General features: G+C 70.6%; 31 protein-coding genes and 1 pseudogene. 1 reads left to right on the forward strand and 31 read right to left on the reverse strand.

All coding sequences use genetic code 11. The annotated features are described in order from the left end of the window. Window positions 1-191: 191 nt before the first annotated feature. Window positions 192-953 carry a hypothetical protein gene (locus tag GHC57_RS15160; protein WP_153345764.1) on the forward strand — a complete coding sequence of 254 codons (762 nt, stop codon included), beginning with the start codon at window positions 192-194 and terminating at the stop codon, window positions 951-953. Between the two features lie 8 nt (window positions 954-961). Here the strand turns inward: GHC57_RS15160 and GHC57_RS15165 are convergent, their stop codons facing one another. The 31 genes and pseudogenes from GHC57_RS15165 to GHC57_RS15320 form a co-directional block, all read right to left on the reverse strand. Then, on the reverse strand, window positions 962-2,125 hold the full coding sequence (locus tag GHC57_RS15165) for a phage late control D family protein (protein ID WP_153345766.1): 1,164 nt from the start codon (window positions 2,123-2,125) through the stop codon (window positions 962-964). 4 nt (window positions 2,126-2,129) lie between these two features. Continuing rightward, the gene (locus tag GHC57_RS15170; protein WP_153345768.1) at window positions 2,130-2,342 is read right to left on the reverse strand and encodes a tail protein X; all 213 of its coding nucleotides are present in this window, start codon (window positions 2,340-2,342) and stop codon (window positions 2,130-2,132) included. After that, entirely contained in the window at window positions 2,339-2,767 is a 429-nt protein-coding gene (locus tag GHC57_RS15175) for a phage tail protein (RefSeq protein ID WP_170294911.1), read from the reverse strand. Before GHC57_RS15175 ends, GHC57_RS15170 begins: the two co-directional genes overlap by 4 nt. Continuing rightward, a complete protein-coding gene (locus GHC57_RS15180) occupies window positions 2,754-5,354 on the reverse strand; it encodes a phage tail tape measure protein (protein ID WP_153345772.1) in 2,601 nt (866 codons plus the stop codon). Before GHC57_RS15180 ends, GHC57_RS15175 begins: the two co-directional genes overlap by 14 nt. A gap of 110 nt (window positions 5,355-5,464) precedes the next feature. Continuing rightward, the gene (locus GHC57_RS15185) at window positions 5,465-5,605 is read right to left on the reverse strand and encodes a GpE family phage tail protein (protein ID WP_153345774.1); all 141 of its coding nucleotides are present in this window, start codon (window positions 5,603-5,605) and stop codon (window positions 5,465-5,467) included. An 8-nt stretch (window positions 5,606-5,613) separates the two neighbouring features. Then, window positions 5,614-5,988, reverse strand: a complete 375-nt coding sequence (locus tag GHC57_RS15190; protein ID WP_153345776.1) for a hypothetical protein — start codon at window positions 5,986-5,988, stop codon at window positions 5,614-5,616. Between the two features lie 6 nt (window positions 5,989-5,994). Next, window positions 5,995-6,504, reverse strand: a complete 510-nt coding sequence (locus GHC57_RS15195; RefSeq protein WP_170294912.1) for a phage major tail tube protein — start codon at window positions 6,502-6,504, stop codon at window positions 5,995-5,997. Between the two features lie 102 nt (window positions 6,505-6,606). Then, window positions 6,607-8,022 carry a phage tail sheath C-terminal domain-containing protein gene (locus GHC57_RS15200; protein ID WP_153345779.1) on the reverse strand — a complete coding sequence of 472 codons (1,416 nt, stop codon included), beginning with the start codon at window positions 8,020-8,022 and terminating at the stop codon, window positions 6,607-6,609. Between the two features lie 12 nt (window positions 8,023-8,034). After that, window positions 8,035-8,547: a hypothetical protein gene (locus GHC57_RS15205; protein ID WP_211369214.1), complete on the reverse strand. Its 513-nt coding sequence runs from the start codon at window positions 8,545-8,547 to the stop codon at window positions 8,035-8,037. A 1-nt stretch (window position 8,548) separates the two neighbouring features. Continuing rightward, window positions 8,549-9,913: a phage tail protein gene (locus GHC57_RS15210; protein ID WP_153345783.1), complete on the reverse strand. Its 1,365-nt coding sequence runs from the start codon at window positions 9,911-9,913 to the stop codon at window positions 8,549-8,551. 9 nt (window positions 9,914-9,922) lie between these two features. Next, window positions 9,923-10,186 carry a hypothetical protein gene (locus GHC57_RS15215; protein WP_153345785.1) on the reverse strand — a complete coding sequence of 88 codons (264 nt, stop codon included), beginning with the start codon at window positions 10,184-10,186 and terminating at the stop codon, window positions 9,923-9,925. A gap of 4 nt (window positions 10,187-10,190) precedes the next feature. Beyond that, window positions 10,191-10,862 (reverse strand): hypothetical protein, encoded by a 672-nt coding sequence (locus tag GHC57_RS15220; RefSeq protein WP_153345787.1) that lies wholly within the window; start codon window positions 10,860-10,862, stop codon window positions 10,191-10,193. Next, on the reverse strand, window positions 10,862-12,112 hold the full coding sequence (locus GHC57_RS15225; RefSeq protein WP_153345789.1) for a hypothetical protein: 1,251 nt from the start codon (window positions 12,110-12,112) through the stop codon (window positions 10,862-10,864). Before GHC57_RS15225 ends, GHC57_RS15220 begins: the two co-directional genes overlap by 1 nt. 3 nt (window positions 12,113-12,115) lie before the next feature. Next, window positions 12,116-12,984 (reverse strand): annotated as a pseudogene (locus GHC57_RS20575) (phage tail protein I). 47 nt (window positions 12,985-13,031) lie between these two features. Further along, window positions 13,032-14,129 (reverse strand): baseplate assembly protein, encoded by a 1,098-nt coding sequence (locus GHC57_RS15240; protein WP_153345795.1) that lies wholly within the window; start codon window positions 14,127-14,129, stop codon window positions 13,032-13,034. Further along, a complete protein-coding gene (locus GHC57_RS15245) occupies window positions 14,126-14,470 on the reverse strand; it encodes a GPW/gp25 family protein (protein ID WP_153345797.1) in 345 nt (114 codons plus the stop codon). Before GHC57_RS15245 ends, GHC57_RS15240 begins: the two co-directional genes overlap by 4 nt. Window positions 14,471-14,472: 2 nt before the next feature. Further along, complete coding sequence (locus tag GHC57_RS15250; RefSeq protein ID WP_153345799.1) at window positions 14,473-14,766, reverse strand: PAAR domain-containing protein; 294 nt, start codon at window positions 14,764-14,766, stop codon at window positions 14,473-14,475. Window positions 14,767-14,776: 10 nt separating this feature from the next. After that, the gene (locus tag GHC57_RS15255) at window positions 14,777-15,253 is read right to left on the reverse strand and encodes a phage baseplate assembly protein V (RefSeq protein ID WP_153345801.1); all 477 of its coding nucleotides are present in this window, start codon (window positions 15,251-15,253) and stop codon (window positions 14,777-14,779) included. Then, window positions 15,253-15,822, reverse strand: coding sequence for a hypothetical protein (locus GHC57_RS15260; RefSeq protein WP_153345803.1), 570 nt, complete (start codon window positions 15,820-15,822; stop codon window positions 15,253-15,255). The genes GHC57_RS15255 and GHC57_RS15260 overlap by 1 nt, the downstream gene beginning before the upstream one ends. 6 nt (window positions 15,823-15,828) lie before the next feature. Then, window positions 15,829-16,161, reverse strand: a complete 333-nt coding sequence (locus GHC57_RS15265) for a head-tail joining protein (RefSeq protein WP_211369215.1) — start codon at window positions 16,159-16,161, stop codon at window positions 15,829-15,831. Continuing rightward, window positions 16,148-16,378 (reverse strand): hypothetical protein, encoded by a 231-nt coding sequence (locus GHC57_RS15270; protein WP_153345807.1) that lies wholly within the window; start codon window positions 16,376-16,378, stop codon window positions 16,148-16,150. Before GHC57_RS15270 ends, GHC57_RS15265 begins: the two co-directional genes overlap by 14 nt. After that, window positions 16,378-17,421 (reverse strand): major capsid protein, encoded by a 1,044-nt coding sequence (locus GHC57_RS15275; RefSeq protein WP_153345809.1) that lies wholly within the window; start codon window positions 17,419-17,421, stop codon window positions 16,378-16,380. Before GHC57_RS15275 ends, GHC57_RS15270 begins: the two co-directional genes overlap by 1 nt. Window positions 17,422-17,435: 14 nt before the next feature. Continuing rightward, on the reverse strand, window positions 17,436-17,789 hold the full coding sequence (locus tag GHC57_RS15280) for a head decoration protein (RefSeq protein ID WP_153345810.1): 354 nt from the start codon (window positions 17,787-17,789) through the stop codon (window positions 17,436-17,438). A gap of 11 nt (window positions 17,790-17,800) precedes the next feature. Then, window positions 17,801-18,355, reverse strand: coding sequence for a hypothetical protein (locus tag GHC57_RS15285; RefSeq protein ID WP_153345812.1), 555 nt, complete (start codon window positions 18,353-18,355; stop codon window positions 17,801-17,803). Continuing rightward, window positions 18,352-19,209: a S49 family peptidase gene (locus GHC57_RS15290; RefSeq protein WP_153345814.1), complete on the reverse strand. Its 858-nt coding sequence runs from the start codon at window positions 19,207-19,209 to the stop codon at window positions 18,352-18,354. Before GHC57_RS15290 ends, GHC57_RS15285 begins: the two co-directional genes overlap by 4 nt. An 11-nt stretch (window positions 19,210-19,220) precedes the next feature. Beyond that, on the reverse strand, window positions 19,221-20,798 hold the full coding sequence (locus tag GHC57_RS15295) for a phage portal protein (protein WP_153345816.1): 1,578 nt from the start codon (window positions 20,796-20,798) through the stop codon (window positions 19,221-19,223). Window positions 20,799-20,828: 30 nt separating this feature from the next. Beyond that, entirely contained in the window at window positions 20,829-21,041 is a 213-nt protein-coding gene (gene gpW / locus GHC57_RS15300) for a gpW family head-tail joining protein (RefSeq protein WP_153345818.1), read from the reverse strand. A gap of 11 nt (window positions 21,042-21,052) precedes the next feature. Next, entirely contained in the window at window positions 21,053-22,999 is a 1,947-nt protein-coding gene (locus GHC57_RS15305; protein WP_153345820.1) for a phage terminase large subunit family protein, read from the reverse strand. 12 nt (window positions 23,000-23,011) lie between these two features. Then, on the reverse strand, window positions 23,012-23,728 hold the full coding sequence (locus GHC57_RS15310; protein WP_153345822.1) for a hypothetical protein: 717 nt from the start codon (window positions 23,726-23,728) through the stop codon (window positions 23,012-23,014). A gap of 100 nt (window positions 23,729-23,828) precedes the next feature. After that, a complete protein-coding gene (locus GHC57_RS15315) occupies window positions 23,829-24,554 on the reverse strand; it encodes a hypothetical protein (RefSeq protein ID WP_153345824.1) in 726 nt (241 codons plus the stop codon). Between the two features lie 193 nt (window positions 24,555-24,747). Beyond that, window positions 24,748-24,963 carry a hypothetical protein gene (locus GHC57_RS15320; RefSeq protein WP_153345826.1) on the reverse strand — a complete coding sequence of 72 codons (216 nt, stop codon included), beginning with the start codon at window positions 24,961-24,963 and terminating at the stop codon, window positions 24,748-24,750. Window positions 24,964-25,136 lie beyond the last annotated feature (173 nt).

Here is a 25,136-nt window from a genome sequence, read left to right on the forward strand (position 1 = left end):
TAAATCCCGATATGTATCGAAAAATCTGGATATATCCCCGAATTCTGACCGTGTGCCATACCGGTTACCTCGTCACAGCAGCGCTTTTGCGCAAGGCGGCATGGCAATTTAATCGGGCGTTTTTGGCATGAACGGCCCGGGCGCGTGTGGCAGGATCGGCGGCCTTTGCACCCAAGGGAGGAGCCCCCGTCATGCTGTCCGCCATCCTGCTTCTGACCATCACCGCGCTGGCCCTGCTGCTGCTGGGCCTGGCCCGCCCGCGCTGGGCGTTCATGCGCGCCCGCTGGCAGGTGCTGGTCGTGTACACCCTGGCCGTGATGCTGATCCCCACCATCGGCGCCCTGGTGATCCCGGACGAGGCGCTGCAGACGGCGCGGGAGGTCACAGCGGACGCGGCGGCCCCCGGAACGCCGCCGCAGGCCGCGTCCACCGAACAGGGACCTGAGTGGACGGCGGAGCTGCGGGACCGCTGGTGCGCGGCGCTGAAGGAGAAGCAGGCCATCAGCGCGGCCTTGACCGCCGAAGGGGTCGGCGCCAACCCAAACGAGGCGCTGCAGCCTGGGGATACCGTCGTCCTGAAGGAGAAAAGCGTCCTCAATCCGGCCCCGCCCCGCGACGGGCGCACGCTCGAAGAGATGCTGGACGACATCGCCGGCCTGATCCAGGTGCCGCCCGGCGCCACGCTCGAAATCGTGGACCGAGAAAGCGACGCGCCCACCGGCTTGACGTACATGGCCCGGTGGGTTGAACGGGACGTCACGGGCCGGGTCGATCCCGTCACGCTGTCGTGGATGAACACCATGGAGGCCATGAGCCAGCAGGTCGAGGCCCGAGAGGCCGCGTTCCAGCGCCGCTGGTACCCGGTCCTGATCGACGCCTTCGGCAGCCTGGATGCCGCCAACACTGTCGAGGCCCTGGCCCTGGATCACGGCATCTACGCCACCTGCGACTGATCCCCGCATCACGCCCCCGCCGCTTCGGCCGTGGCGGCCGCGTCCAGCGGGCTGCCGTCCAGGCCGATGACCTGCACACCGTCTTCCGTCTCCACGACCCGCCAGCCGGGCACGGCGGCCGCGCCCGGCGCGGCGGTGGCGCTGCCGGCGGCGGCCGTGGCCGGGGGCGGGGTTTCGGCCTCGACCTCCGACCGGAAGCCCGAGACGTCGAGGCGGTGCGTGACACTCTGAATGGCCCAGCGGCCGTCGGTCTCGTCGCCGAAGCCCTCCAGGATCAGGTCTCCGCCGGCCATCAGGGCCGGGCGGCCTTCCAGCGTGAGGCGCAGGGTCTCCTTGCGCCGGCCGGCGTCCTGGGCGGTCCCGGCGGCGCGGGCCTGGGCCTGGGCCGGACCGGGCGCGCCGTATCGCACCTCCACCGGCGGGCCGTCGCCGTCGCCCGCGACCACCTCCCAGGTGGTAACGCCCGCGTCCAGGTCGTGGCGCGGTGCCGCGACGGATGACGCCCCCGCGCGGTCCTGCGCCGTGACCCACCACGTCAGGGCCTCGTCATGGCGGACGGTCTCCCCGTCCAGAGGGCGGCCGGTGCCGGCGCTGATCCCGGCGCCGACGCGGGTCACCACCAGGCGACCGTCGGCCACCTTCAGGGCGGCGCCCAGCGGGCGGACGTGGCGGGCGATCAGGTGGAGATCCGATTCGGCCGCCTGATCCACATGACCGATGGTCAGCCCGGCCAGATCGGGGGCAACCACCGCCGTCAGACCGTTGTCGGCCGCGATGCGGTGGACCAGGTCGCCGAGGGTGGCGGCCCCGAATGACCGGGACCGGGGGGCGCGCAGCGGGCCGCGCAGATCGGCGGCGCGGCCCCGGATGGTCATGGTCAGGCCCTGCCCCTGGTTGCCGTACTGAACTTCATCGACGGTGAAGGCCGGCATGTCCACCAGCCCGGTTTCGCGCCAGCCGATCGCCAGCGCGAGGGAGGCGCCCCGGCGCGGGACGGCGATGGCGCGGTCGCGCCAGTCCAGGCGCAGGTCCAGTTCGTCGCTGTCGGCCTGCAGGTTGTCGGTCACCGACAGGCTAAACAACACCGGGCGGACACGGGGCGTGATGTCCTGGCCGGAGACGGACAGACGCCAATCGGGGGTCCAGCGGGGGCGGTCGAGCGGTCCGGGCATGGTCTCAGTCCCACAGCCGGACGACGGCCCGGCGCGGCGGGGCCGACGGCGGATCGGGCAGCCGGACCACGGTGCCGACGGGCAGGATCGGCCCCAGCGCGGCGAGGCCCGGGTTGGTGTCCAGCGCCGCCGCGACGGTCTCAGCCGTCTCTCGGCCATAGGCCCGGCGGCAGATCAGGTCCACGGTGTCGCCCTGGCGGCTGCGGAGCTCGATCATGGTGCGGCGGGTCCTTCACTGCCGTAGTGCGCCAACTCCAGGCGGAACTCGATGGTGCGGGCCATCCCGCGCCAGCCGACGGCCTGGGTCTCCTCGATATCCGTGATGACCCACCAGCCCAGCACCTCGCCCAGGCCGGAGGTCATCAGCAGCGGCGCGCCGGCGGCCGCCACGGCGCGCAGGCGGGGGACCTGATCCCAGCCGTCGCCGGCGGGGTACAGGCGCAGGTCCAGCGGGTGGATGACACCGTCCAGCGTGATGGTCTCCGTCCCCGGACCCATGAACTGGCGGGCCGGGCGCGCGCCCAGGCGGTCCTGCTGCGGCCAGCGGTATTCGGTCCGCCGGCGCAGGGTCTGGTGGGCGGCGGTGGCGACGCTGAACCGGATGTCGTCGCCCAGGCCCAGGAGCACGTCAGTCGAGGTCATGGAGGGCTCCGCGCTGGCGGCGTTCCAGTTCCCGCGCCACAGCGGCGGCGATGGCCGAGACATCGCTGCCGGGCGGCACGGTCACGGACACGACGGTGCTGTTGTCCACGGTTTGCGTCGTCGGTCCCACGGGGAACGGTTGAAGACCACCGGCGCTGGCCGAGACCGGCCCGCCCGCCGGCATGGGCGCCAGGGCGTCCAGCATGGCGGCGGTGTCGATCGGCGTGGGGATGGCGTCGGCATAGGGCTGGCGACCCGCGAACCGGGACGGCACCTGGACCGGTCGGCCAGCAGCGTCGGAGGCCATGGGGGCGCCCTCGGGTGGCCCGGCCTGGGCCGTGGAGGCGGCCGCGTCGCCGGCGGGCGCGAAGCCCAGCTCTTCCTGCAGCCACTCGGGTAAAATGCCCACGATGTCGGCGATCCGCCGCCCGAACCAAGCCTTGATGTCGTCCAGGACGGATGCGAACCCGTCGCGCAGCCTGCCCATCCACTCCGTGCCGACCTCGAAGAGGTCCACGCCAAACAGCCACTGCACCATACCGTTGACAGCGTCGGCCAGCAGGGCGACGGGGTTGAACTCATCAAGGTACGTGAGAATGCCGTTCAGCAGGCCATCCTCGAACGCCGCTTTCACACGGTCCCATTTCCGCTGGAACCATGCCCCGATCTGGTCCCAGTTCTGATAGATCGCGTATGCAACCCCGGCCAGGGCGGCGGCAGCCAGGACCACCCAGCCGATGGGGGTCGCGACCAGGGCCACACTCAGGGCCCGGAACGCGCCGGCGACCAGCGGCCCGGCCTTGGCCACGGCGCGCAGGGCGCCGCCCAGCAGGCCGGCCTTCAGACCCAACGTCGTGGTGGCCCATTTCATGACCGCGAGAGGGACCAGCACCCCACCGGCGGCCATGGCGATCCCGCCCACGCCTGTCACCACCAACGCGGCGGTGGCAGCCACCTTGCCCAGGGTGGCGGTGAGTTCGGGATTGGCCTTGGTCCAATCGGTGATGCCGTTCAGGACCTCTGTCAGCCCCTGCGCGACCGACCGCAACACCGGGTCCATGGCACCACCGACGGCCTTCTTCAGACCATCGGCGGCGGAATACAGTTCGTTGACGTCACCCTGCAGATCGTCACTGATGCGCTCGGCCTGGCGATGGGCGATCCCCCTGTCCGCCCCCTGCTGCGCGGTCAGACGGGCCACTTCATCCAGAGCATTCAGGATCACTGAGGCGCCGGCCGTGGCCTCCTCGCCAAACAGCGCTTTCATGGTGTCCGCGCGTTCCGCTGTCCCCATGGTCCTGGTGGCGGCCGCCAGCCGCTGCAGCACCACCTCGTAGGCCAGCATGTTGCCCTGGGCATCCTCGAACTCGACGCCCAGCGTCTTCAGCCGTTTCGCCGCATCACCCGTTGGCGCGGCCAACCGCTGCATCATGGCCCGGAGCACCGTGCCACCCATGGACCCCTGGATGCCGGCGTTCCCGAGGACGCCGGCCTGTGCGGCCACCAGCTCCAGCGAGACCCCCAGGTCGGATGCCACGGGCGCGGCGTATTTCATCGTCTCGCCCAGCATTCGCACGTCCACATTGGCGGACGACGATACGCTGGTCAGGCTGTCGCCCACACGCCCGAACTGATCCGCCAGCAGACCGAACGGCGTGCCGATGTTCGATGCGATGTCGGCCGCCTCGCGCGGGTCCAGATCGCCGGCGATGGCCAGATCCAGGACGTCCGGCATGGCCGCCACGATTTCCTCCGGCGTATAGCCGGCCTGGGCCAGCTTCTCCTGGCCCTGCGCCGCCTGCACACCCGTGAACTCCGTCGCGCGGCCGAGGGCCTGGGCCTGTTCGCTCAACGCTACCCGCTGGGCCTCGGTGATGTCCCGAACCCGGGCCGCCGTACGCCCCATCTGGCGCTCGAAATCCATATGCGTCTGTGCGAGCCCCAGGCCCATCCGCCCGGCGTGCATCATGCCATACCCAGCCGCGCCGACGCCGCCGGCGCGCATCATGTCGCGGCCGAGGCGTTCGCGCGCACGGGCCAGGGCTTCGGTGCGGCGCTGGGCGACGGCGGCCTGTTCGGCCTGTCGGGCCAGGGCTGCGGTGGCTTCCCGTGTCCGGCGGGTCACATCACGCTGGGCATCGGCCAGCCTGTCGGCCGACAGGTCCAGGTCGCGCAGGCCGCGTCGCGCCTGTTCGGTGCGCTCCGCCAGCGACCGGTGCCCGTCCGCGGCGCGGCGGGCCGCCTCCCGTGCGGCGGCGAGGCGCCGCTCCAACTGGGCGATGGTCTCGGCCGTCTCGGCGGACGTGTCGCCCATCGCGGCCGCCCGTTTGCGGGTCGCCGTCAATTCCCGCCCGAGCGTTTCGGCGCGCGCCTTGGCCGCTGTCATGGCGTCGGCCGATTGATCCAGGCGCTCCTTCAGCTTTCGGAAGGTGTCGATGGCGCCCTGCTGCCGCTTGAGCCGCCCCAGGTCGCCACCCAGATCCTGGCTCCGCCGGCCAAGCCCCTGCATGGCCCGGCCGATGCCCTTCAGCGGGGCCGTCGCGCGGTCCAGGAGCTTGATCGTCAGCGCGAGATTGAGGTCGGACATGGGATTTTACCTTTTGATCGCCCCAGTTCGGCGCTTCGCGCCTCACGGGGCTCCGGCCCTTCGGGCCGCCGGCGCGGTCGCGCCGGTATGGTGACCCTCTCTCAGGTCACTTACCGGCCACTCACAAGGACCACCGGCACGGGCCAGGCCCGCCGCTCGACCGCCCGCGCCCGCCAGTCCAGCAGGTCCCACAGGCTCAGGCGCTCCAGGTCCGCGAGCGGCCAGTGCCAGCACGCGGCGACATCGGCCATCAGGTCCTCTACGTGCTCGACGGGCTCCCCGTCGCCGCCAGAGCGTACAGATCCAGCCCCAGATCCGGGGCCAGATCGGCGAAAAAACCCCCGACCGTGCCCGTGATCGCCAGCGTGTTCGCGAGGTCCAGCGCGGACCACACATCCGGCGGCAGGCGCGGCGTGTGGATGCGCGATCCGATCTCCATCAGGGGTCCGATCTGCGACGTGGCCAGGTCCACCAGCGACACCCGGTACAGGTCACGGGCGACCGGCGGGCGCAGCGTCAGGTCGGTGATCCGGCCCATGCCCTCGACCGTGAGGGGCCGGGGCAGCTTAACCCTGCGGGTGCCGTCATCGGCCGGGGCCGGATCGGGCGCGTCGGTCTTTTTCGTGTCGGTCATCGTCCGTTACTCCAGTCCGAGGTTGCGGCGGCGGGCGGCCAGCACGTCCACACCGCCCACGCGGCGGACGGCACCGAGCACGTCGATCTCGATGTCCATCAGGCCGTTGATCTCGACGCGGTAGTACATCAGCGACAGGGTCAGCTTGCAGCCCGTGGCATCGCCGGCCTTCCAGCCGCCGGGGTCGATCTCGGTGACCATGCCGCGACAGGTCAGGACCACCGGCTCCTCATTCACGCCGTGCCCCTGGCTGCCGCGCAGAATGCAGGCGACCTGCTGTCCTTCCGACAGGCCCCACTGGCGCCACAGAGCGCTGTCGTATTCGCCGACGCTGGCCTCCAGGGTCAGCTTCTCCTGGCCCATGTCGAGGTCCATGGGCGCGTCCATGTCGCCGGCGCGGTATTCCTCGGTCTTGAGGGTGAGCTTCGGGGGCGTCAGTTCATCGACGCGCCCGGCATACCCCACACCATCCAGATACAGGGTGAACGCCTTCAGCTTCTTGGCCAGACTTGCCATCTTGGTGTCTCCCGTCATACCGCCTGAGGTCTTTCGTCAGGCGACCGGCGCGACCGCGCCGGCGCCGCGACGCGGCGGAGGCCCAAAGGGCCGATTGAACCGTCAGGCCGCCTCGCGGATCACCGCCTCGACCAGCTCGGTGTAGTACCCGGCCTCACGGTGGGCGCGGAACGTCAGGCGCTCCATGGGGGCCGGCGGTTCGATGTCGAAGTCGAGCGTCAGGTGCCCGGCCATCAGGTCGGCCGGCGTGTTCAACTCCGGATCAAGCCAGCAACGCCCGCCCAAGATCGCGCCGCGCGCCTTCAGGGCGCGCAGGTAGGCGTTGACGCTCTCCTGGATGTCGAGCACCAACTGCGGCGACAGCGGACGGTCCATGGCCCACAGGAACGCCGCTTCGACGGCGTCGTAGACCATGTCGGCGGTGCGCCGGACGGACAGGAAGGCCCACAGCGGATCGGCGCTGGTGGTACGGTTGCCCCACAGCCGGAACCCCTCGCGGCGGATGATGGTGGTGATCTCGCGCTCGTTCAGCCAGTTGGCCTCGGAGTTCGGATCCCCCATCGACCAGCCGACGGGCCGCGAGGTCCCGACGATGCCGGCGATCACCTGGTTGCTGGGCGACCACCAGAAGCCCTTCTCCCGGTCCATGCGGCTGATGACGCCCGCCGCCCGGGCGCTGGCCGGCTGGTCCACGGCGCCGTCGAGGTCGGTGTCCCAGACCTGCACGTGGGGCGCGACGATGTAGACGCGGTCGCTGCCCCAGTCACCCCGATACGTGGCCGCATCCTCCGGCGTGGTGGACGGACCGTCGGCCAGGATGACGGCGCGCAGGCGGGGGGCGATCCCCAGCAGTTCGGCCACCACGGGATTGCCGACGGTGCCCACGGCCGCCGTGGCCGAGGCCCCGGTCCCGTCGCCCGAAATCGAGACGGTGGGCGCGGTGGTATAGCCGATACCGGCGCGGGTGATGGTGATGCCGGTGATGGCCCCATCCGTCACCACGGCCGTGGCCTCGGCGCCGGCGCCGTCGCCGGTGAGGGTCACCGTGGTCGTGGCCTGATCGTAGCCCGACCCACCCGCGCTCACGGTGATGCCCGACACGCCCGTGGGCCGCATGCCGGTGTAGCCCGGGGCCACCAGGATGCGCGGCGTGGTATCCACCACCGACCGCGCCGCCGTGAACGCATGCACGCCGGTCAACAGCGTGCGGTCGCCGATGATGTTGGACAGCGTCGCGGCCTGATCCACGCCCTCCTCGACCCGGACCACGACGACAGTGGCGCTGCCCTGGTCCCAGATGCCGTCGAGGGCATCCTTGAGCGTGCCCGCCGCGCCCAGCAGGGCGGCCTTGCGCGGCTGCCCGATCAGCAGCACCGGGGTGTCGAGCGGGAACGCGGCGGCATCCGCGTCGGGCGCGGTGCCGATCAGACCGATGATGGCGCTGGCGGCGGTGCGGATCGGACGGATGCCGTCGGAGACCTCGACGACCTCCGTACCATGCAGGAACTGTTCTCCCATCGTCTCATCTCCTCACGGGTTGGGGGCGTGCAGGGTGGCCAGAGCGGCTAGCGCCTGGTCACGGGCGGCCTCGATGGCAGCCAGGTCGGCGGCAGCGGCGACGGCCAGCTTGCCGGCGCGGCGCACCTGCTTGATGTCCGCGCTGATCGTGGACCAGGCCTCGGACTGGGCCTCGACCAGGGCGACGGCCTGGGCCAGCGAGGCAGCACCGCCGGCCCGGACTTCCGCGTCCAGGTGCGGATAGTCGGCCGGGTCCAGGGTGCCACCGGCGTTGAGGACCACGCGGGCGCGGGCGGCCTCTTCGGCCGTCAGGCGGTATTCGGCGGCCTGCCCGTCCCCAGCGGTGACGTAGGTCAGGCGCACGGCCTCGGCGGCGCGGTCGATGGCGGTGGCGGCCTCGATCCGGGCCCGGGCGAGGCCGGGCGCCAGATCGGCGTGATCCTCCGGCAGCCACTCCGCCCCGGGCGTGGCCATGGACGATTGCCGGATGATCCGGCCGGTCTGGTCTCTCGTCACGAAAGGCATATCAAATCCCCCTGTCGCGCGGATCGGTGAAGCCTTGGCAGCGGACACGGACCGTGGCGGGGTCCGTGGCCAGGGTGTGGGACAGGGAGACCGTGCCGTCGGACAGGGTCAGGTCTCCCGAGGCGGCGATCCCGTCGAGGGAGCCGAATAGCCCGGACGACCCGGCATCAATCGCGATCGTGACGCCCCGGGTGGTAGAGTCGTTGGGCCGCGCCATCACGCCGACGTTCTCGTGAAGGCCGCTGTCGGGTGAGACGTCCAGGTCCATGGCGACCAGGGTCCCGGGCAGGGGCGGCACCGGCAGGTCGGCCACCGCGTCCGCGCCCGCCGCGACCGACACCGCCACGTCCCAGTCCGCCGGCTCCCACTCGACGCGCGATCCCCACTGGACCCAGGGGCGCAGGCCTCCGGCGCCGTCCGTCACCAGCGTTCCGACGCGGCGGCGCGCGGTCCAGCCGGCCGGAGCCGTGGGAGCGGCGAAGTCGGTGGAGATCAGGGCGTCGAGGGCCCCGCCGGTGTCGGTGATGAGCCACACGGCATAGCGCGTGCCCGCCGCGACCGCGCCCGCGTCCAGGCCCCCGGCCCCATTCCCGGCCGACCACCCCGCATCCATGCGCTTGGTGAGCGGCGTCTCCAGGGTCAGGGGCGCGCGGTCCCCGAGGGCGGCCATGCACCATCCCGGGCTGATCGTCACGGCCACCGTTTCGGCGCCGGCGGCCGGGGACAGGTCGAGGCCCGAGACGGTCCAGACGGGCAAGGTCAGGTCGTCCATGCGGGCGTCCAGGGCGGCCGACAGGCCCGAGGGCGTGACGGCGCGCTCGGTGTCGGTGCCGGCGGCGCATTCGGCCGACGTGGCCAGTTCGACGATGCCCCGCACCTCGGTCGTGGCGGGCCCGGGAAGCTGCGACAGCACCCACGGGCGGGTGGCCACGATCACGCTGGTATCGGCGATCAGGGTGATCGCTGCGCTATTACTGACCTCCAGGACAAGCTTGATCGTCATGTCCTTTGCGGCCCCCTCCTCGACGACGGGCTTGTAGCTGCTGGGATACCGCGCGATGGCAATCAGGTCGCCCGCAGCGTCGAACAGCCCCACCTCGCGGACGTACCAGCCGCCGACGGTCGAGGGGATGACCATCTGAATGGTGACCCACGCCGGGTTGTTCGCGTCCACCTCCAGGGTCTCAATCGCGGACCGATAGGTCTCGCGGACCAAGGCTGTCATTGCGGTATCCGGCACGATATCCGCACCGCCGCCGTCGCCGACAGCCATGTGGGTAATCTCCACCGGCTGGCCGTACACCAGGGCATTGGCAATTTTGGCCCGCCCTGTGTCCGTCTGGTAAACTCGAAAATCTTCGGACATTACACGCTCCTAGCGGTTGGCGCCCCAGCCGCGCGGCTGGTAATCGGCCGCGCGGCGGGCGGCATCCGGATCGGGCACCAGCACCAGCCGGCACCCGGCGACGGCGGCCAGGTAGTCGATCATCCGCCACGTCCCGAGGCCTCGGCCGGTGGACCATGAGCGCAGCGCGTCATGATGGTGCAGATCGCGCGTCGGCGTGCCGCGCAGCCGGGGGATCAGGTCCTGCACCACCTCGGGGGCCTCGGGCGAGGGCTGGAGGCGGATTCCGGTCATGGCGTCACACCCCCGGCACCAGGAGGGTGACGGCATAGACCGGGTTCTCGGTCGTCCAGGTCCAGGACCCGCCGCCGGCGGCGCCGTCCGATACTTCGCGGAAGGCAGCGGCGGCCAGGCCGGTGAAGGACTGAACGCCCTGGTGCAGGTCCCCATATCCGGACGGCGCGGTCAGCACATCGGGCGAATACTGCCCGATGGCGGCGAGCGCGACGGCCAGGGCGGGGCCCGTGGGGCCGGTGACCTCGGGCGCGGTGATGGACGTCACCCGCGCCTCGCTCTGCACCATGGCCACGACAGGCGCCCCCCCGCCTGAGACACGCCAGACCACATACGCGGTGCCTTTCGCCGCGAACAGATCGACCATGACGGTCGTCCCCTCGGCGCCGTCGGCTACGCGGGTCAGCAGGGCACACCCGTGTCCGTCGATGGTGCCGCTCACCAGGGAGGACCAGCCGGCCGGGAGGGTGGAGACGGCCCCGCCGCTCTGGTCGCTCTGGAGCCAGATGAAGAGTCGGTCGCCACCCTGGATGTTGCCCGGCAGGGGGATCGGCGCCGGGTTCGGGTTGTAGGTGTACCCGGCGGCGATGTCGTCTGGATGGTAAGCGGGGGCCGTCCCGCCGACGGGCGGAACCGCCGCGACGGGGACCGCTCTCAGGGTCGCGTTGCCGAGCATTACGACACACTCCCGATATGGGCGGCGATCAGGTCCGCGCCGTCGTGGGTGACCGCAACCAGATCGCCCGCGCCGGCGGCCGTCTGCCAGGTGGGGGCGGCGCCGCCGACCCACTTCGCGACGGTCGCGTCGGCCTGTTGCAGGGTCGGCGTGCGGCCGCCCGTGGCGTCCTGGATCAGCCGCAGCGTGATCGAATACCCACGCCCGGCCGGCGGGTCGGGCAGGGTCAGGGCGATGTCGGCGGTCAGGGTCAGGGCCTGATATTCCCCGTCCGACAGGGCGACCGTGTGTGCGGTGGCCACATTTGCGGCCGTCACCGCGAACCGCGCCAGGGTGTAGTCGATCAGGGCCAGCGCGGCGTTGCCGCCGGGCTGGATCGCGCTGTCCGCCCGCCCGCCCTGGGCAGCGGTCGCGAAGTCCGCGACGGCGGCGCCGGCGGCGGTGCCCAGGGTCGGCCGGCCGATCAGGTCGCCATAGGCGCCGGTGGTGGCCACGGTGGCCAGCCCGCCCGGTTGCAGCGCGGAGTCCGCGCGCGCACCCTGGGCGGCCGTGGCGTAATCGCTCGCGGCCGTGGTCGCGGCCGTGCCCAGGCCCAAATGCGTGGCCAGGGCGGCGGTGTCGAGTCCGAGGGCGATGGTCCCGGACGTGGTGACGGGCGAGCCGCTGGCCACCTGGATGCCGTCGGCGCCGGTGATGCTCACACTGGTGACCGTGCCGCCGCCCGAGGCCCCGATATCCGCCATGGTGGCAAACACGTTGCCGGCGTCCGGCGCGTTGGCGCCCGCAAGCGCGGCGGCCTGATCGGCCGTGGGCAGGGTGGTGTGGTTGAACGTGGTCGCATGGGCGGAGACGGCGCCCGCCGCCGATCCGGCGGGATCGAAGGCGTCCACGCTGGCCAGGGCGGCCGTGCCGAGCGTGGGAAGGCCGGTCAGGTCCCCATACGCCCCTGTGGTGGCCACGGTGGCCAGCCCGCCCGGTTGCAGCGCGGTGTCCGCGCGCGCACCTTGCGCGGCCGTGGCATAGTCGCTCGCGGCCGTGGTGGCGGCCGTGCCCAGGCCCAACAGGCTCCGGCCGGCGGCGGCATCGGCAGCCAAGGCCAGGGACCGGCCCCAGGCGGACGATACCGCCGACCATAGGGCGGAGACGGTGACGCGCCACATTTGACCGTTGGCCAGCACCGGCACCTGATCGGCGGCCGTGGGCGCGGTGCGCGCGTCAAATTCGCTCGTCGTGCGGTGTTCCTCAGCCATCTCTTACTCCCACCACAACGGCGTTTCGTCTTCGTCGGCCCACGGCACCCCGTCCTCACAGAGCCACGGGCGCGCCACGGGCGCGGCGTCATACCCGGCCGGATAGATCGTCACGGCCTCGACGCTGCCGACGGCGCCGCCGACAAACAGAGGGCCGGTGGCCTCGGTTTCGGGCGGGGACCACGGCAGAATGGTGGTTTCCTCGCCCCCGAGGCAGACGGCCCCCAGGTACGCGGGGCCGGACACCCGCCCGATGGCCCGCAGACCCGTGAGGTGGGACCGAACATTCTTGGACCGCAGCGCCGTGCGCTCGATCTCCCCGTAGGTCGCGTCGGTGACGGCGCGCCCCATCACGTCCACCTCGATCCGGAAGGTGTAGGGGGCGCCGCCTTCCTGGTGCCACTCGACCAGCCGCGTGTCGTAGCCCAGGCTGGCCAGGGCGCGCTTGACGGCCCCCACGGTGCCCTTCACGGCGTGGATCTGTAGCTGTCGGCAATGACGCGGCGTTGCGTCGCCACTGGCCAGGTGTCGTCCCAGACGTCCACCGAACACGCCCACGCGAGCCACGGCAGCAGCGCGGCCGGGCAGCGCCACGGGTCCCACAGCCCGAGCATGGGTGCGAAATCCACCGCCTGAACGCGGGCGCCCGTGGCCGTATCAGCGGCGCGCTCCAGGGGGGTCGCGTTGGGGGGCAGCAGGCCCGACGCGTCAGACATCGCGGCCTTCCTCCGGCGGCGCCGGCAGATCCATCCAGCACGACACCCGCCCCAGGCGGCCGCCGTCCCGGTCTTCCCAGGTGTCATCCGGCCCGCCCAGCGGGTGCAGGCATCGCCGCGCGATCCGAGTGGATCGGTGGTGCCGGACCAACACATACCGGTCACAGGGGCAGGTGTCGGGCGACTGCCATGTGGTCACGCGGTCAGACATCGCGGCCCCCCAGGGTGACGGTCATGTCGGTGCAGTAGGCCGCTTCGGTCGGGCCGACGATGATGTCGGCGGCGGGCGCGGTCAGGTCCACGCGCTGCACCCCAGGCTGATGCAGCGCGGCATAGAGGGCGGACAGCGTCACGTCATGGCCCAGCGCGTGCAGGCGGGTGACGGTGGCCGACAGCGCCTCGGCGGCGGCGGTCAGCACCGGGCCGCTTGCCGGACCGTCGTACAGCCACAGCGTGGCCGCGACGGCATACGGGATCGCGGTGGCGGACTGCACAGTCACCTGATCCGTCAGGGGCCGCACGTCATCGTCGGCGAGCCGATCCGCGACCAACTCCAGCACGCCCGCCCGCTCATAGCTGACAGTGATCGTGGCGCCTGCCGGGATGCCGCCGCCGGCGATGCAGGTGACCGTGCCGGTCGCGGCGTCCCAGCGGTAATCGGTGCCCAGGATGGCGTCCGTGACCACCAGGTCCGTGATGGTGACGCCCGGCAGCACGGCAGAGGACGGCGCCAGGGTCACCTCCAGGTCGGTGACGGTCTCTCGCGCGGTGACGGTCCCGTCGCCGTCATGGCCCAGGATGGTCACGACCACATCGCCCGGCGTGGGGCTCGCCACCGCCACATCGCGCACACGGCCGTCGGCCTCGCGGGCGTGGAATTGGTATGCGCCCTCGGGCCCGGCCGTGGACAATCCCTCCCAGGCGAGTTGCGCCCGATAGCGCAGGGCCGCGTCCGTCTCCATCACGGCTGGGGTCGGCGGATCGGTGGTGTCGTCCGCCGGCGTGACCACGAGGCGCTGGACGTTCATCAACGCCGCCAGATGGTCGAGCGTCGTGCCCGTCGCATAGGCCAGCATCAGGCCGCGCGCGCCGTCGTTGAATTCGGCCATCTTGACCGTCAGCCGATAGGCCGCCGCCTCCACCAGCTTCATGATCGGCTCGCTTTCCAGCACGGCCGAATGGTCCGGATAGCGCGACTGGAACTCCGCCAGCAGCGCGGCCACCTCGGCCTCGTAGTCCAGACCCTGCAGGACGTCCGGGGACGGCAGGTCGGACAGGTCGATTACGGGCATGCCGGTCATGAGGCCTCCAACACGATGCCATCCATGGTCACGGTTCGCCCGTCCGGGCGGTAGACTCCGGTCAGGGCCAGGGTCACGCGGCCCGGTGCGGCCTCGGTGATCCCGATCCGGGTCAGACTCAGGCGCGGTTCCCACTGCCGCAGCGCCTGGGCCGTGGCCGCGAACAGGTCCATGGCCAGGACCGGGGTCATGGGGTTGTCCACCAGGTCAGGCAGACGCGAGCCGTACTCCCGGCGCATGACGCGGGTGCCGATGCGCGTGGTCAGGATGTCGCGGACCGACTGGCGCAAGTGATCCAGCCCGCCCAAATCGCGGCCGGTCCCGGCATTCATGCCGCGCATGGTCAGTCTCCCGCGAACACGTCCGGACTGCCCTCGGCCACGCTTGACCCGCAGGCCACCGGGTCGCCGATCCGGCCCAACTCACGGCTGTTGGCGAACACCGTTGGCGAGCCGCTGGCCAGCGCGCTGGCGTGTGTCTCCGGAATGGCGGGGCAGGTGTGCGCCGCCCAGGCATCGCCCTCCCGGTGGACGGCGATCCCATTGGCGTAGACGTTGGGCGAGGCCTCCGACGATGGACGCGGCGGCCAGCACCCATGCCCGGTGCAGACGTCACCGAGCCGCGTGACGGCAGGCATGGTGTGGTCCTCAGTTCAGGTCGATGCGCGGGGCTCGCAGGCGAATGCCGGCGGCGTCGATCTCCAGAGACGACGGGCCGACCTGCAGCCGGATGCGTCCGGCCTCCACCACCTCCAGGGTGTAGGCGTGGACCTCGCGGTCGTAGGCGACCGTCGAGCCATCGGCGAACACCGTGCGATCGATGGTGGGCCGGTCTTCCGGCGCCGCATGGGCGGCCTGATAGACCGCGCCGATCACGACGCCCTGGGCCAGATCGCCGGTCGGGGCGACCACCACGACCTGTTCCCCCACCTCCGGCGGGCACCAGGTCACGTGGTCGTGCGCCCGCGCGGTCACGAACGGCAGCCATCCCGTCGTGATCCGGCCGGCCGTCACCCGCACGCGGGCGCGGCCATAGTCGGCGGCGGAGATGACCCCGAACCGCACCACGTTCGCCACCCGGCGTTCCAGGTCGGTCAGGTCGCGGTTCGGGGCTTCCCGTTCCATCAGGGCCATCCCAGGTTGGGTGTGACGTCCGGCAGGGGCGTGTCCGCCAGATCGACGTAATCGGGTTCGTGCGGGATGCCGATATCCGGCGCCCACGAGGCATAGACCCCGCTCGGCAGCGGGTCCTCGGCCTCCTCAGGTGGCACGGTGAAGTAGACCGCCGTGAACGTCAGGCGCGCCGCCGCCAGGGTCTGCGATCCCTCGCCGTCATAGTCGGCTTCGGTGGCGTCCCACGTGATGGACTCGACCGCCCCGTCCAGGGTCGGCGCCGCGTCCAGCGCGGCCTCGACCTGGGACGACAGGCGGTCCACCTGATCGTCGGCGGCCTCGCCGTGTGCGGCGATCTCCACGATCACCTCCAGGACCCGCCGGACCACACCGCCGCCCGTCTCGCGGTCGCGCCGTTCATCCCGGGTGTAGACCAGGATCGCCGGCAGCAGCCGAGGCGCGATGGGCGTGGCGCGGGAGGCATAGACCTTCCGCGCCGCGTCCGTCGGGGGAGCGCCGTCATCAGGGCCCTGCAACGTCCGCTGGACCGCCTGGCGGATGGCCGCGCGTGGGACCGTCATGGCCGATCACCCTTCATGCAGATACAGGCGGGCATTGCCGGCCCCATCCTCGACTTTTTCCGCCACCGTCCATGGGACGCCGTCGATGGTGATCCGGTCTCCGGACTCCGGCTCCACCAGACAATCGGCCAGCCTCAGCCACAGACAGGGCCGGCTGTCCGACACGGCCACGCTGTTGCCGGCGTCCACCGGGTGGGCCGGGCGGTCGAAGATGGCGACGATTTCGTACGGGGCTCCGATAGCCCCTGTTTCCGGGTCGAGCGTCTGAACCGTCACCGGCCGGCCGAAGTGGTCGCGGCACGTGACGGCCAGAGCGTCCGCCACGTCATCCCATCCCATTGTCGCCCCCGTCCGGCACCTTCTTGGGCGGCGCCGACTTCGGCAGCGGGGCGGTCTCGGTCGAGGCTGCCCGCGCGAACCCGCGCGAAATCAGGGCCTCGGCCTCACCGGCGGGCAGGTCCACGGTCTGGCCGGGGCGAATGGAGGTGAGCCCGCCCAGGTCACCGCGCACCAGCGTGATCCGGGCCTCCACCCGGCGCGTCTTGCCGCCCGCCATCACCGCACCGTGATGCTGCAGGTGGCGTTGGGCAGCGGCAGCACCACCAGCGGGGCCGACTGGGTCATCACGAACTCGGCCGAGGGATTTTCCTCGATCCAGTTCTTCGGGAAGAACTCCAGCGCCTGATAGCCGGCCCGCGGATCGCGAATGGCACCATGCGCCTGCACGCCGGCCACCTGGGGCGCCGCCTGGATGACCTGATAGTCGGCCATCAGCTTCAGCGGACTGCCGTCGGGGGCCTCGGCGATGTCGGTATAGACCCAGAAATCGAAGTCGCCGATGGTGCCCACGTACCGCTGCTTGGGCTTGTCGGGGCCGCCCCGCGCGATCGGGCCCAGCTCGGCCCCGCCACTGGCCTGGCGCCGCACGTCCAGCAGCCGCTCCACACGCTCGTTCGCGCGGAACACCGTCCAGGCCGTGGGCGAGAACGTGACCTCGGTCGCGGGCAGGCCGGACTTCTCCTGGGTCAGCGCGGCGTTGTCTTCCAGGGTCTTGACGGGGTCAACGCCCGTTTCGCCCCAGCGGGCGGTATCGGTCAGGGCCTGGGTGAGGGCGGCGTCACGGCCGAAGTCCACCACGACCTTGGGATAGTCATCGCCCTCCACCGTGACGGCGCCGGTGGCCAGGATCTCGCCGGCCATGAACTCCTTGCGGCGGACGATCTGCAGCCGGTGTTCCAGAAGGATGTCGGCCACCACGGCGGCGCGCCGTTCCGCCGGGGTCATGTCGCCGCCGTACCGCTCCCCGGGCCGGCGGGTCAGCGGGCGGTTGGGATCGACCTCGGTCAGCGGCTTCACGTAGGCCGGCTTGAAGGTCTTGGTCACCGACCCCTTGCTGCGCACCGGACGGCCGGCGGCGGTCGGCATCACGAACCGGGCCAGCTTCATGCCGCCCTTCTGGATCACGTCGAAATCGACCAGCTCGCTGTCGAACGTCTGGAGGCGCGGGAAATAGCGGTCGAGGAAGTGCGTGCCGGGGGCGTCGTACTCTTCCCACACGCCCATCATCTGACGGGTCGTGAACAGATTAATCGTCGTCATCAGTCTGAACTCCGTCAGAGGGGCGCGCGCAGGAACATCGGCGTGCCCAGGAACGCGGCCTTGACGGTCGCGGCATCATGGCCGGGGCCGAAGACCAGCAGCTCGGGATTGAAGCAACCGGCCAGATAGACCGGGGCCTGCGCGGCGCCGCCCGTGGTGTCGGTGGCGGCCAGCAGGATGGCGACGGGGGTTTCCGACCCGTCGGCGGCGCCGGCGTCGGACAGCTTCAGGGCGCCCGTGTCGGTCTCGCGCCCCAGAACCGACAACGCCGCCAGCGTCTGGCCGGCGGCGATGGTCATGGGCTGGGTGTGGCGGGGGAACGAGCCGGTGAACAGCTCGTTCGGATCATAGGTCTGAACGTCCAGCATGGATCAGTCTCCTAGCGGTGGCCACGCGGCCGGTTGCCGGTCTGCCGCGCATAGGCGGTCACCAGGGGATTGGCGGGCGTTCCCTGGCCCGTGGCGGAGGCCGCCGGGCCGTCGCTGCCCACGTCGGGCACGGGCAGGGAGGCCATGGCTTTGGCGAGCCCGCCGGCGCCCTTTTTTGACGGGCCGAGCGTGGCGAGGACCGACACGACTTCCTTCGCCGGCAGGGCCGTGTTGAAGGCCAGCTCGCAGGCCGCCGCCACGTTTCCGGCGGCCGCCTTGCTGCCCAGGATGGCGGCGCAGCGGGCGCGTTCGGCGCGCCGCCCGGCCGCGAAGGCCTTGGCGGCCTCCTTGTCCTTCGGCGGCGCCTCATCCTCGGCGGCCTCATCCTCGGGCGCGGCGTCCTCGGGCTCGGGATTGTCCCCCTCGGCAGTGTCATCCTCGGGCGCTTCGTCTTCGGCCTTCGGGTCCTCGTCCTCCGGGGCCTCGGCCGCGGGGTCCTGGTCCTGGTCGGCGCGCGGTCCGGTCTTCCGGCCGCCCACCTGATGGGCGAACGTGAAACGAGTCATGGGTGCGTCTCCAAGTGGTGAAGGACGGCCGCGAAGGCCGCATCCGGGGGCATGACCGCGTCGGCCAGTCCGATCCGGACGGCTTCGGCGGTGCCGGTCGGCCCTTTCAGGCATCGGGCCTCGGTGTCCAGGGCGTCCTGTTCCGTCAGGGCGGCCCCGGCCGCCTGCCGGTTGCGGGCCACCACGGCCGCGAACAGGCGGCGCGTGTCATCGACCGCGCGCTGCCAGTCCGCGCGCACGGTGTCGGGCAGGGCCTGGAACGGGTTGCCATCGACCTTGTGCTGTCCGGCATGGATCAGCGAGACGGCCACGCCGTCGTGCTCCAGCAGGCGGCTGATATCCAGGTGCATGATGACGGCGCCGATGGACCCGACGCCGCCGGTCTGTGGGACGGCGATGGAGTCCGCCGCCGTGGCGATGGCGTAGGCGGCGGAATAGGCTTCCTCCGACAGGATGGCGGCCACCGTCTTGCCGCTCTCCGCCTTGGCCGCGACGATCCAGTCCACCAGATCGAAACACCCCGCGACCGTGCCCCCACCGCTGTCGATATCCAGCACGATGGCCCGCACCTCGGGATCCGCGAAGGCCTGGGCGAGCTGCGCCCGGATGCCGTCATACCCGGTGATGAAGTCGCAGCCGATGAACCCCAGCTTGTGCACCAGTAGGCCGGAGACGCCGACCACCGCGACCCCCTCCACGACGGGATAGAGCCGCCTCGTACCCGTCACCCCGGCCAGCGCCGTGGCCCCGTCCGGAATGGTGCCATTCAGGGCGGCCATGCGTGCGACCGCGTCGCGCGCATACCCCTCCCATTCCGGCGCCAGCAGCGCCGGGCCTCGTAGGCTCGGTAACATGGTGATCCGTCCTATGTCTGGCCGTCGGGCGGGCGCTCGTCCGACGATCCGCCGCCCTGTTGGGGCACCACCAGTGCCTGAAAGTCCTTCGCGGCGGGATGCAGGATGCCCTCGGGCATGTCCCGCATCTCGATGCGCAGTTGTTCCAGGACCTCCTGATAGTCCTTGCCCTGTTCGGCGGCCTCGTCTTCCAGCGTCGAAAGCCCGCCGGCGATGCCCAGCAGCGCACCCTGGCGTTCCTTGACGGGATCGACCCACCCTCTGGGCGGTCCGATCCAGCGGCACCGGGTGTAGGCCGCGCGCGCCCGGTGGAAGTCCGGTGCGTCGGCCGGCAGCGGCACCGTCCCGGTATCGATGGCCTCTTCCAGCCATGCCGTGAAGATCGGTTGGCAGAAGCCGGACGCAAACGCGGTGCGCCGACTGACCATGGTCTTCCAGGTCTCCAGCAGGGCCGCGCGGGCGCTGCTGTAGGTGGTCTGGGACCAGTCCGTGGACAGTTGCTCGTAACTGAGGCCCGTCCCGGCCGCGATGTTGCGCAGGGCCTGGGCCTCGAACGCCGCGAACGCCTGATTGGGTCGCGCGGCGGTGTGGAACCCGATCCGCTCGCCCGGGAACAGGGTCGGAATCCGCACGCCGCCCAGCGTCAGGCCGCGCTTGGTGTGAAAGTCTGACCGCAGGTCCTGGTAGCTGGCCAGCTTGCCGTCATCCAGGGCGTCTTCCAGGAGCGAATGGTCAAACGGCGACTCAATGAACGCCGCGAGAATGGCGTTCAGGACCGCCGCCTGCAGCTCGACCTTGTCGTACTTGTCGAGCATCTTCAGCCGCTCCAGGACCGGCGTCAGGCGCCCGACGCCCCGCGACTGTTCGTCCCGCTCCTTGTCGTAGAAATGGACGACGACGGGCCGTCCCCACGGCGTTTCGCGCGGGATGCGTTCCCAGGCGTACGCATCGCGGGACGGCGTGAACCAGTCGCCCGGGTGGCGCTTGCGGATGTGATAGGCGGCGGCCGCCCCCCAGCCGTCCAGTTCCACCCCGCCGCGCAGGGTGTCGGTGTCCATGGTGTCGTGCGGGTTCGACAGCCGGTCGGGATCGATCACCCGCACCGTGGTCGCGAACCCGGCCCCATGGTCCCGCCACTGCAGCACCGCCAGGGCGTCACCGTCGATCACGTAGTGCCGATAGGCCATGCCGAAGAGGCCGCCCAGCGTGTAGTGCCGGGTCGCATCGCACCAACGGGCCGGATCGTCTGCCCACAGGCGCCACTGTGCCTCCACCCGGTCCGACCACTCGGCCGCCCAGTCGGCAGACAGGCCGAGGGCGCGGTAATCGGGCTTGCTGGACAGCCGCAGGCCCGCGCCGATCACCGTGTCGAGTTCCCGGCGCACCGCGCCCGATGCCCAGCCGTTGTTGCGCACCAGGTCGCGGATGCGGGCGACGATATCCACCCGCTCCGGCAGCAGATCGGCGTCGGCCGAACCGAGATGGGGCTGCCACCCGGCCAGATCCTGGCTGATCGGGTCGGCGGCCTGGTAGGACGTGACGGAGGCCTGAGGCACCATCCGCGAGCCATCCGCGTTCAGGATTGTCATCGCCAGCCCCCAAGGGTCAGAAAGTCTCGGTCAGAACGTCACGCCGAAGGCCCGCCGCCGGGTCAGGCCCAGTTGCGCCCGAATTTCCAGGATCGCGGCATTGAGCTGGGCCAGATCGGCCCGGCTGTAGGTCACCGCCTTGCCGTCATGACTGACGGACGCGACGGATTTCCCCGTCATCAGGGCGTGCTTGGTGGCTTCCAGGTCCGCCAAGCGGCCCTGGAGCGTGGCAACATCGGTCATGGTGGCGATCCTCAGGCCAGACGATCGGACATCGAGCCCCGCGCCCGGGGCGGACGGCCGGGATCCGCCGGCGTTGCTGGCGGGGCGGGGCCATCCGGCCGAGCGAACAGGTCGGCCTGTCCGTCCGGCGCCTCGATATCCCGTTCGGCGATCTGGTGTTCCCAGGCCGGGTCCGAGCGCACGAACACACCCATCTTGAACGCGGCGGCGTAGCAGTAGTTGGCGGTGTCCAGCGGCTCGTTGCGCTTGCCCGCCGGTAGAATCCACTGCCAGGCGACCATGCCGTTGCGTCGGACCTCCTTGCGGACCTCAGAGGTCAAGCCCTCGAAGTACGCATCACCGAGGCCGCGCGCGAAGCCCACATACCCCAGGTCCAGTGGGTCGGACTTGCGGAGGGCCGCGTACAGGGACGCCTTCAGGCCCGCCACGCCGACGTTGTACCAGCGGCGCGAGGACTTCACGACCTTGCCCGCGGCGTTCCGCTCCCACTTCACCCGCTCCAGCGGCTGGACGTTGTCCCCACCGCGCCCCCGGACCAGGATCACGCGCCCGGACTTCAGCTTGCGGTGCCAAGCGTGGACGTCGTTGGTGTAGGCGTTGGCGTCCACCGCCATCATGTCGGTGGTCCGCTCGTTGCCCCAGACGTCGTGATAGGACCGGTTGAGCTGTTCGGTCAGACGGCGTTGCCCCTCTTCGTCCGTGATCGGGCTGTCGATCACGACATAGTCCACGACGTAGCGCCGGAACTGCGGCCCCCAGGCCGTCACCTGCACCTCGATCCGGTCTTCCTGGCAGTCCACGCCCTGGGTCAGGGTCGGATACCGGGGCGGCACGATGCCGCGCTGCAATCCTGTGTCTTCGGCGCGGTCGCGCAGGGCTTCCCACTCCGGCGCCGAGCCGAACACCACGAACGGCAGGCCAAGCCAGTCGTTGAAGAACACCTGTTCGGCGCGCGGATCGCCTTTGGCCCGGAGCCATGCCTTCCACAGGTCGCGCCAACCCTTGATGGCCGTGTAGGCGGCCCACAGGTCGAACGAAATGCAGTAGGACCCGGCCGCCGGGTTCTCCGCCACCCACTTCGCCCCACGCTTGGGGTCGATCATCAGCGGCAGGTGCCGTTCCTCCAGTGCGCAGCCGCAGTGGAGGCACGTGAAGTGCGGGTTGGCGTCATCCGTGGTGGACGCCAGCATGTTCTCCCATTCCAGCGGCTGCAGTCCGTCGCAGTGCGGACAGGCCACGTGGTAGGTTTCGCGGGTGCCTTCCTTCCAGGCGTCGGTGATCCGGCACCCCGGCGACACCAGCGGCGTCGATGTGCGGAAAATCTTGCCGCCGAACTTGATGAAGCTCGACGTGCGGCTGTCCGCCTGCGACAGCGGATCGCCGGCGCCGTTGTCCTGCGGCCATTTCGAGATATCGTCCTGCACCTGATAGGGGTAGGACGCCATGGACAGGTCATTCGGGCTCTCGGCCGCCGCGCATTGCAGCGAGCCGGCTTCGTCGATCCGCTCCCAGGCCGTCGCCGAATGCCCGACGCGCGACCCCTCGGGCCGCATGGCGGCATTCAGGCGCGGCGTGCCCTTGACCATCGGGCGGAACTTGCGCCGCATCCACTTCTTCGCGTTGCCCGCGTTCGGGTGGATGTACAGCATGTGGCAAGGGGCCAGGTCCAAGACGGCGGCCACCGCCGCCTGGGCCAGCACCGTGCCGCCGATCTGGGCGGACTTGCGCATCACGACGAACGGCGCCGGGTGATCCGGGCTCAGAACCTCCAAAATGCGTGTGAAAAACGGGAATCGGTCCAGCGAGAACGGGCCCGGAAACGGACTCTCGCTGCCGAACTCGATGTTGCGTTCCGCCCACGCCGGCAGATCGACCGGCGGGGGCGGCGTCATCGCCGAGGCCAGCACCTCCAGCGCCACGCGCCGGGGATTGGCGAGCGGGTGCCACTGGATGCCCATGCCGGATGATCCCTATGCGTCCGCGCTTTCCTCTGGGTCGGGCGCGGCCCCATCTTCGGGGACGAACGGCGGTTCGGCCTCGGCCTCTACGCCCGCTCTGGCGGCGACCTGACGCCGGTGGTCGCGGTAGCCGTCGCGCAGCGTGACGCCCAGGGCCCGCTGATCGACCCCCAGAGCCGCCAGCACGCCGCGCACCGTGGCCGCCGAGGTGCCCAGCCGCTCGGCCAGGGCGTCCACGTCGTCCGGGATCAGCGAGGCCAGCACCGCCTGGGGCGCCTCGACCTGCAACCAGACTTCCGTGGTCCGGATGACCTGGTGCAGCACGCCGGCGAATTCCGATCGAGCCTGGGCCGTGGGCAACCAGTCGCCGTTTCGCGCCCGGGCCTCGGCCCGTTCGCGCATCAGCGCCAGTTCCTCGCGCTCGGCCTTGGCCGCCGCGAGGCGTTCCTGGGCATCCGCCACCGCGCCGCGCGTGACGGCTGGACTGGTGCCCGTCCGGGTCTCGATCGGCCGGGCCTGCGCCATCTGCTGGCGGACATCCAGCTTCATGCCGAGCTGGCGCAGGGCCTCGGGCACCACCACCCTGGCCGAGCGGCCTTCGCCCGCCAGCGCCGCGCCGGAGAGCGTGCCGGCGGCGATCCAGTTGCTGATGGCCGAAGGCGCGCGCCCGATCATCTGGGCGAACTCGCCCTTGGTCACGGTCTCGTGCATGACTTCACCCGAGTTCATGTCACGGCCCCCGTGAATTCAGCCTTTTCAACCCCCCACCCACGCGCGAGGGGACGCGGTTCGAACTGCCCGTCTCTGGGGTCGCGGCGGAGGGACCCGCTCAGTCCCGGGCGGTGGCATGGGCGCGGCGGAGCGCCGCGGCGAAGTGGTCGCCGAACCGGGTGTCGACCGTGTCATGGACCAATTCGGCGAAGTGCAGGCGGGGCCGGTAGCGCGCCCGATCCACGAACAGCATGATCGGCAGGGCGTGGTCGTTCTTGACCTGCCAGATGCCGTCCGGCCCGCCGTTGAACTGGCCCGCGAAGTAGCGGTCGGCCCGCCGGGTCCGGCGACCTGGACCGGCACCCCGGTTCTGGTAGGGGTCCGAGGATGCCCGCAGGGAGGACAGGATCTTGGTGATCTGCCCGCCCTTCATGTTGCCGTGGGCATCCAGGTCGGCCCGCGAGCCGGGCACCGCGAGCATGCCGGACGGCAGCACGCCGGCGGCCTGCAACGCCCGCTCGAACCGCTTGGTCCGCCGCTCGCCCCCGGCAATCTGGGGCGCGAGGTACTTGAACGCGGGCGTGCCCTTGGGCGCGAAATCCTTGATGTTGACGCTGGCCTCGGGCACGTCGCGCCCGGCGAAGCGCACGAACAGGCTGTTGAGCGTGAACCGCGTCGGACTGTCGAACACCCGGGTCATTTCGTCCCGCACGCGGTCCCGGCCGTCCACGGCGGTCGCATTCAGCGCCAGCCGGATGGCGAACGGCACCTGCCGGTCGGAGAAGTCCGCGATCTCGCGCTTCACCGCGTCGAGGTTCTGGTGCAGCTGGATTTCGACCGGCATGGCAGACCCCCGGAACGGGAAAGCCCGCCGCCGGGCATCCCCGGGGCGGGCTTCGTTGCGGACACACGTCCTATGGTGAGAGGGGTACCAAGCGTTTTCCCCTCGCGTCAAGGGCGAAATTTCACGCCGCGTCAGCACAGGAAAATTTAAGCCGATTCTGCATCACATCCGCCGTCAACGGTGGAGAAATTTCTTACTCGCCATCCCTCTTCCAATTGAGGAGAACCTCAGGCTTGTTGAGCCAGCCCTTAACTTCTCCTTCGTTATCAATCGCCGCAGCCGTAAATACATGTGCAATAACGCCTACCGCGCTGAGTTTATCTATTTCTCCAGAAGCGTGCCAATCCAGAACCTGGGAAAGAAAATTGTCCAGTCCCTTGTGGTCCGTTTCGTTTAATTCTATGGCCATGCCCTCTCTCCTGACTCTTTATTTTCGCCACGACGACGATCGCCACAGAATGTGGCAGGATACAAACAAAAATAGAGTTTGATTGAGCAACCTGATGGATGGAAATTCGGTCTGAGGCGCTTCAGTCATCCCGGTTTTCCATGTTGATGTAGACGCGGTCTGTGGTGGCCCAG

It is taken from the genome of Roseospira navarrensis (assembly GCF_009601025.1).
In the GTDB taxonomy this organism is placed as follows: Bacteria; Pseudomonadota; Alphaproteobacteria; order Rhodospirillales; family Rhodospirillaceae; genus Rhodospira; species Rhodospira navarrensis.

Coding starts and splice junctions, on each gene's coding strand:
- GHC57_RS15305 (WP_153345820.1), bottom strand. CDS start 22,999: ATGGGCATCCAGTGGCACCCGCTCGCCAATCCCCGGCGCGTGGCGCTG.
- GHC57_RS15165 (WP_153345766.1), bottom strand. CDS start 2,125: ATGCCCGGACCGCTCGACCGCCCCCGCTGGACCCCCGATTGGCGTCTG.
- GHC57_RS15315 (WP_153345824.1), bottom strand. CDS start 24,554: ATGCCGGTCGAAATCCAGCTGCACCAGAACCTCGACGCGGTGAAGCGC.
- GHC57_RS15200 (WP_153345779.1), bottom strand. CDS start 8,022: ATGGGAGAACAGTTCCTGCATGGTACGGAGGTCGTCGAGGTCTCCGAC.
- GHC57_RS15185 (WP_153345774.1), bottom strand. CDS start 5,605: ATGGCCGATGTCGCCGCGTGCTGGCACTGGCCGCTCGCGGACCTGGAG.
- GHC57_RS15180 (WP_153345772.1), bottom strand. CDS start 5,354: ATGTCCGACCTCAATCTCGCGCTGACGATCAAGCTCCTGGACCGCGCG.
- GHC57_RS15195 (WP_170294912.1), bottom strand. CDS start 6,504: ATGGCAAGTCTGGCCAAGAAGCTGAAGGCGTTCACCCTGTATCTGGAT.
- GHC57_RS15265 (WP_211369215.1), bottom strand. CDS start 16,161: ATGGGATGGGATGACGTGGCGGACGCTCTGGCCGTCACGTGCCGCGAC.
- GHC57_RS15310 (WP_153345822.1), bottom strand. CDS start 23,728: ATGAACTCGGGTGAAGTCATGCACGAGACCGTGACCAAGGGCGAGTTC.
- GHC57_RS15210 (WP_153345783.1), bottom strand. CDS start 9,913: ATGTCCGAAGATTTTCGAGTTTACCAGACGGACACAGGGCGGGCCAAA.
- GHC57_RS15275 (WP_153345809.1), bottom strand. CDS start 17,421: ATGACGACGATTAATCTGTTCACGACCCGTCAGATGATGGGCGTGTGG.
- GHC57_RS15190 (WP_153345776.1), bottom strand. CDS start 5,988: ATGACCGACACGAAAAAGACCGACGCGCCCGATCCGGCCCCGGCCGAT.
- GHC57_RS15220 (WP_153345787.1), bottom strand. CDS start 10,862: ATGCTCGGCAACGCGACCCTGAGAGCGGTCCCCGTCGCGGCGGTTCCG.
- GHC57_RS15255 (WP_153345801.1), bottom strand. CDS start 15,253: ATGGAACGGGAAGCCCCGAACCGCGACCTGACCGACCTGGAACGCCGG.
- GHC57_RS15175 (WP_170294911.1), bottom strand. CDS start 2,767: ATGACCTCGACTGACGTGCTCCTGGGCCTGGGCGACGACATCCGGTTC.
- GHC57_RS15205 (WP_211369214.1), bottom strand. CDS start 8,547: ATGCCTTTCGTGACGAGAGACCAGACCGGCCGGATCATCCGGCAATCG.
- GHC57_RS15320 (WP_153345826.1), bottom strand. CDS start 24,963: ATGGCCATAGAATTAAACGAAACGGACCACAAGGGACTGGACAATTTT.
- GHC57_RS15285 (WP_153345812.1), bottom strand. CDS start 18,355: ATGACTCGTTTCACGTTCGCCCATCAGGTGGGCGGCCGGAAGACCGGA.
- GHC57_RS15225 (WP_153345789.1), bottom strand. CDS start 12,112: ATGGCTGAGGAACACCGCACGACGAGCGAATTTGACGCGCGCACCGCG.
- GHC57_RS15260 (WP_153345803.1), bottom strand. CDS start 15,822: ATGACGGTCCCACGCGCGGCCATCCGCCAGGCGGTCCAGCGGACGTTG.
- GHC57_RS15250 (WP_153345799.1), bottom strand. CDS start 14,766: ATGCCTGCCGTCACGCGGCTCGGTGACGTCTGCACCGGGCATGGGTGC.
- gpW (WP_153345818.1), bottom strand. CDS start 21,041: ATGACCGATGTTGCCACGCTCCAGGGCCGCTTGGCGGACCTGGAAGCC.
- GHC57_RS15240 (WP_153345795.1), bottom strand. CDS start 14,129: ATGACCGGCATGCCCGTAATCGACCTGTCCGACCTGCCGTCCCCGGAC.
- GHC57_RS15215 (WP_153345785.1), bottom strand. CDS start 10,186: ATGACCGGAATCCGCCTCCAGCCCTCGCCCGAGGCCCCCGAGGTGGTG.
- GHC57_RS15170 (WP_153345768.1), bottom strand. CDS start 2,342: ATGATCGAGCTCCGCAGCCGCCAGGGCGACACCGTGGACCTGATCTGC.
- GHC57_RS15290 (WP_153345814.1), bottom strand. CDS start 19,209: ATGTTACCGAGCCTACGAGGCCCGGCGCTGCTGGCGCCGGAATGGGAG.
- GHC57_RS15280 (WP_153345810.1), bottom strand. CDS start 17,789: ATGCTGGACGTTCAGACCTATGATCCGAACGAGCTGTTCACCGGCTCG.
- GHC57_RS15245 (WP_153345797.1), bottom strand. CDS start 14,470: ATGCGCGGCATGAATGCCGGGACCGGCCGCGATTTGGGCGGGCTGGAT.
- GHC57_RS15270 (WP_153345807.1), bottom strand. CDS start 16,378: ATGGCGGGCGGCAAGACGCGCCGGGTGGAGGCCCGGATCACGCTGGTG.
- GHC57_RS15295 (WP_153345816.1), bottom strand. CDS start 20,798: ATGACAATCCTGAACGCGGATGGCTCGCGGATGGTGCCTCAGGCCTCC.
- GHC57_RS15160 (WP_153345764.1), top strand. CDS start 192: ATGCTGTCCGCCATCCTGCTTCTGACCATCACCGCGCTGGCCCTGCTG.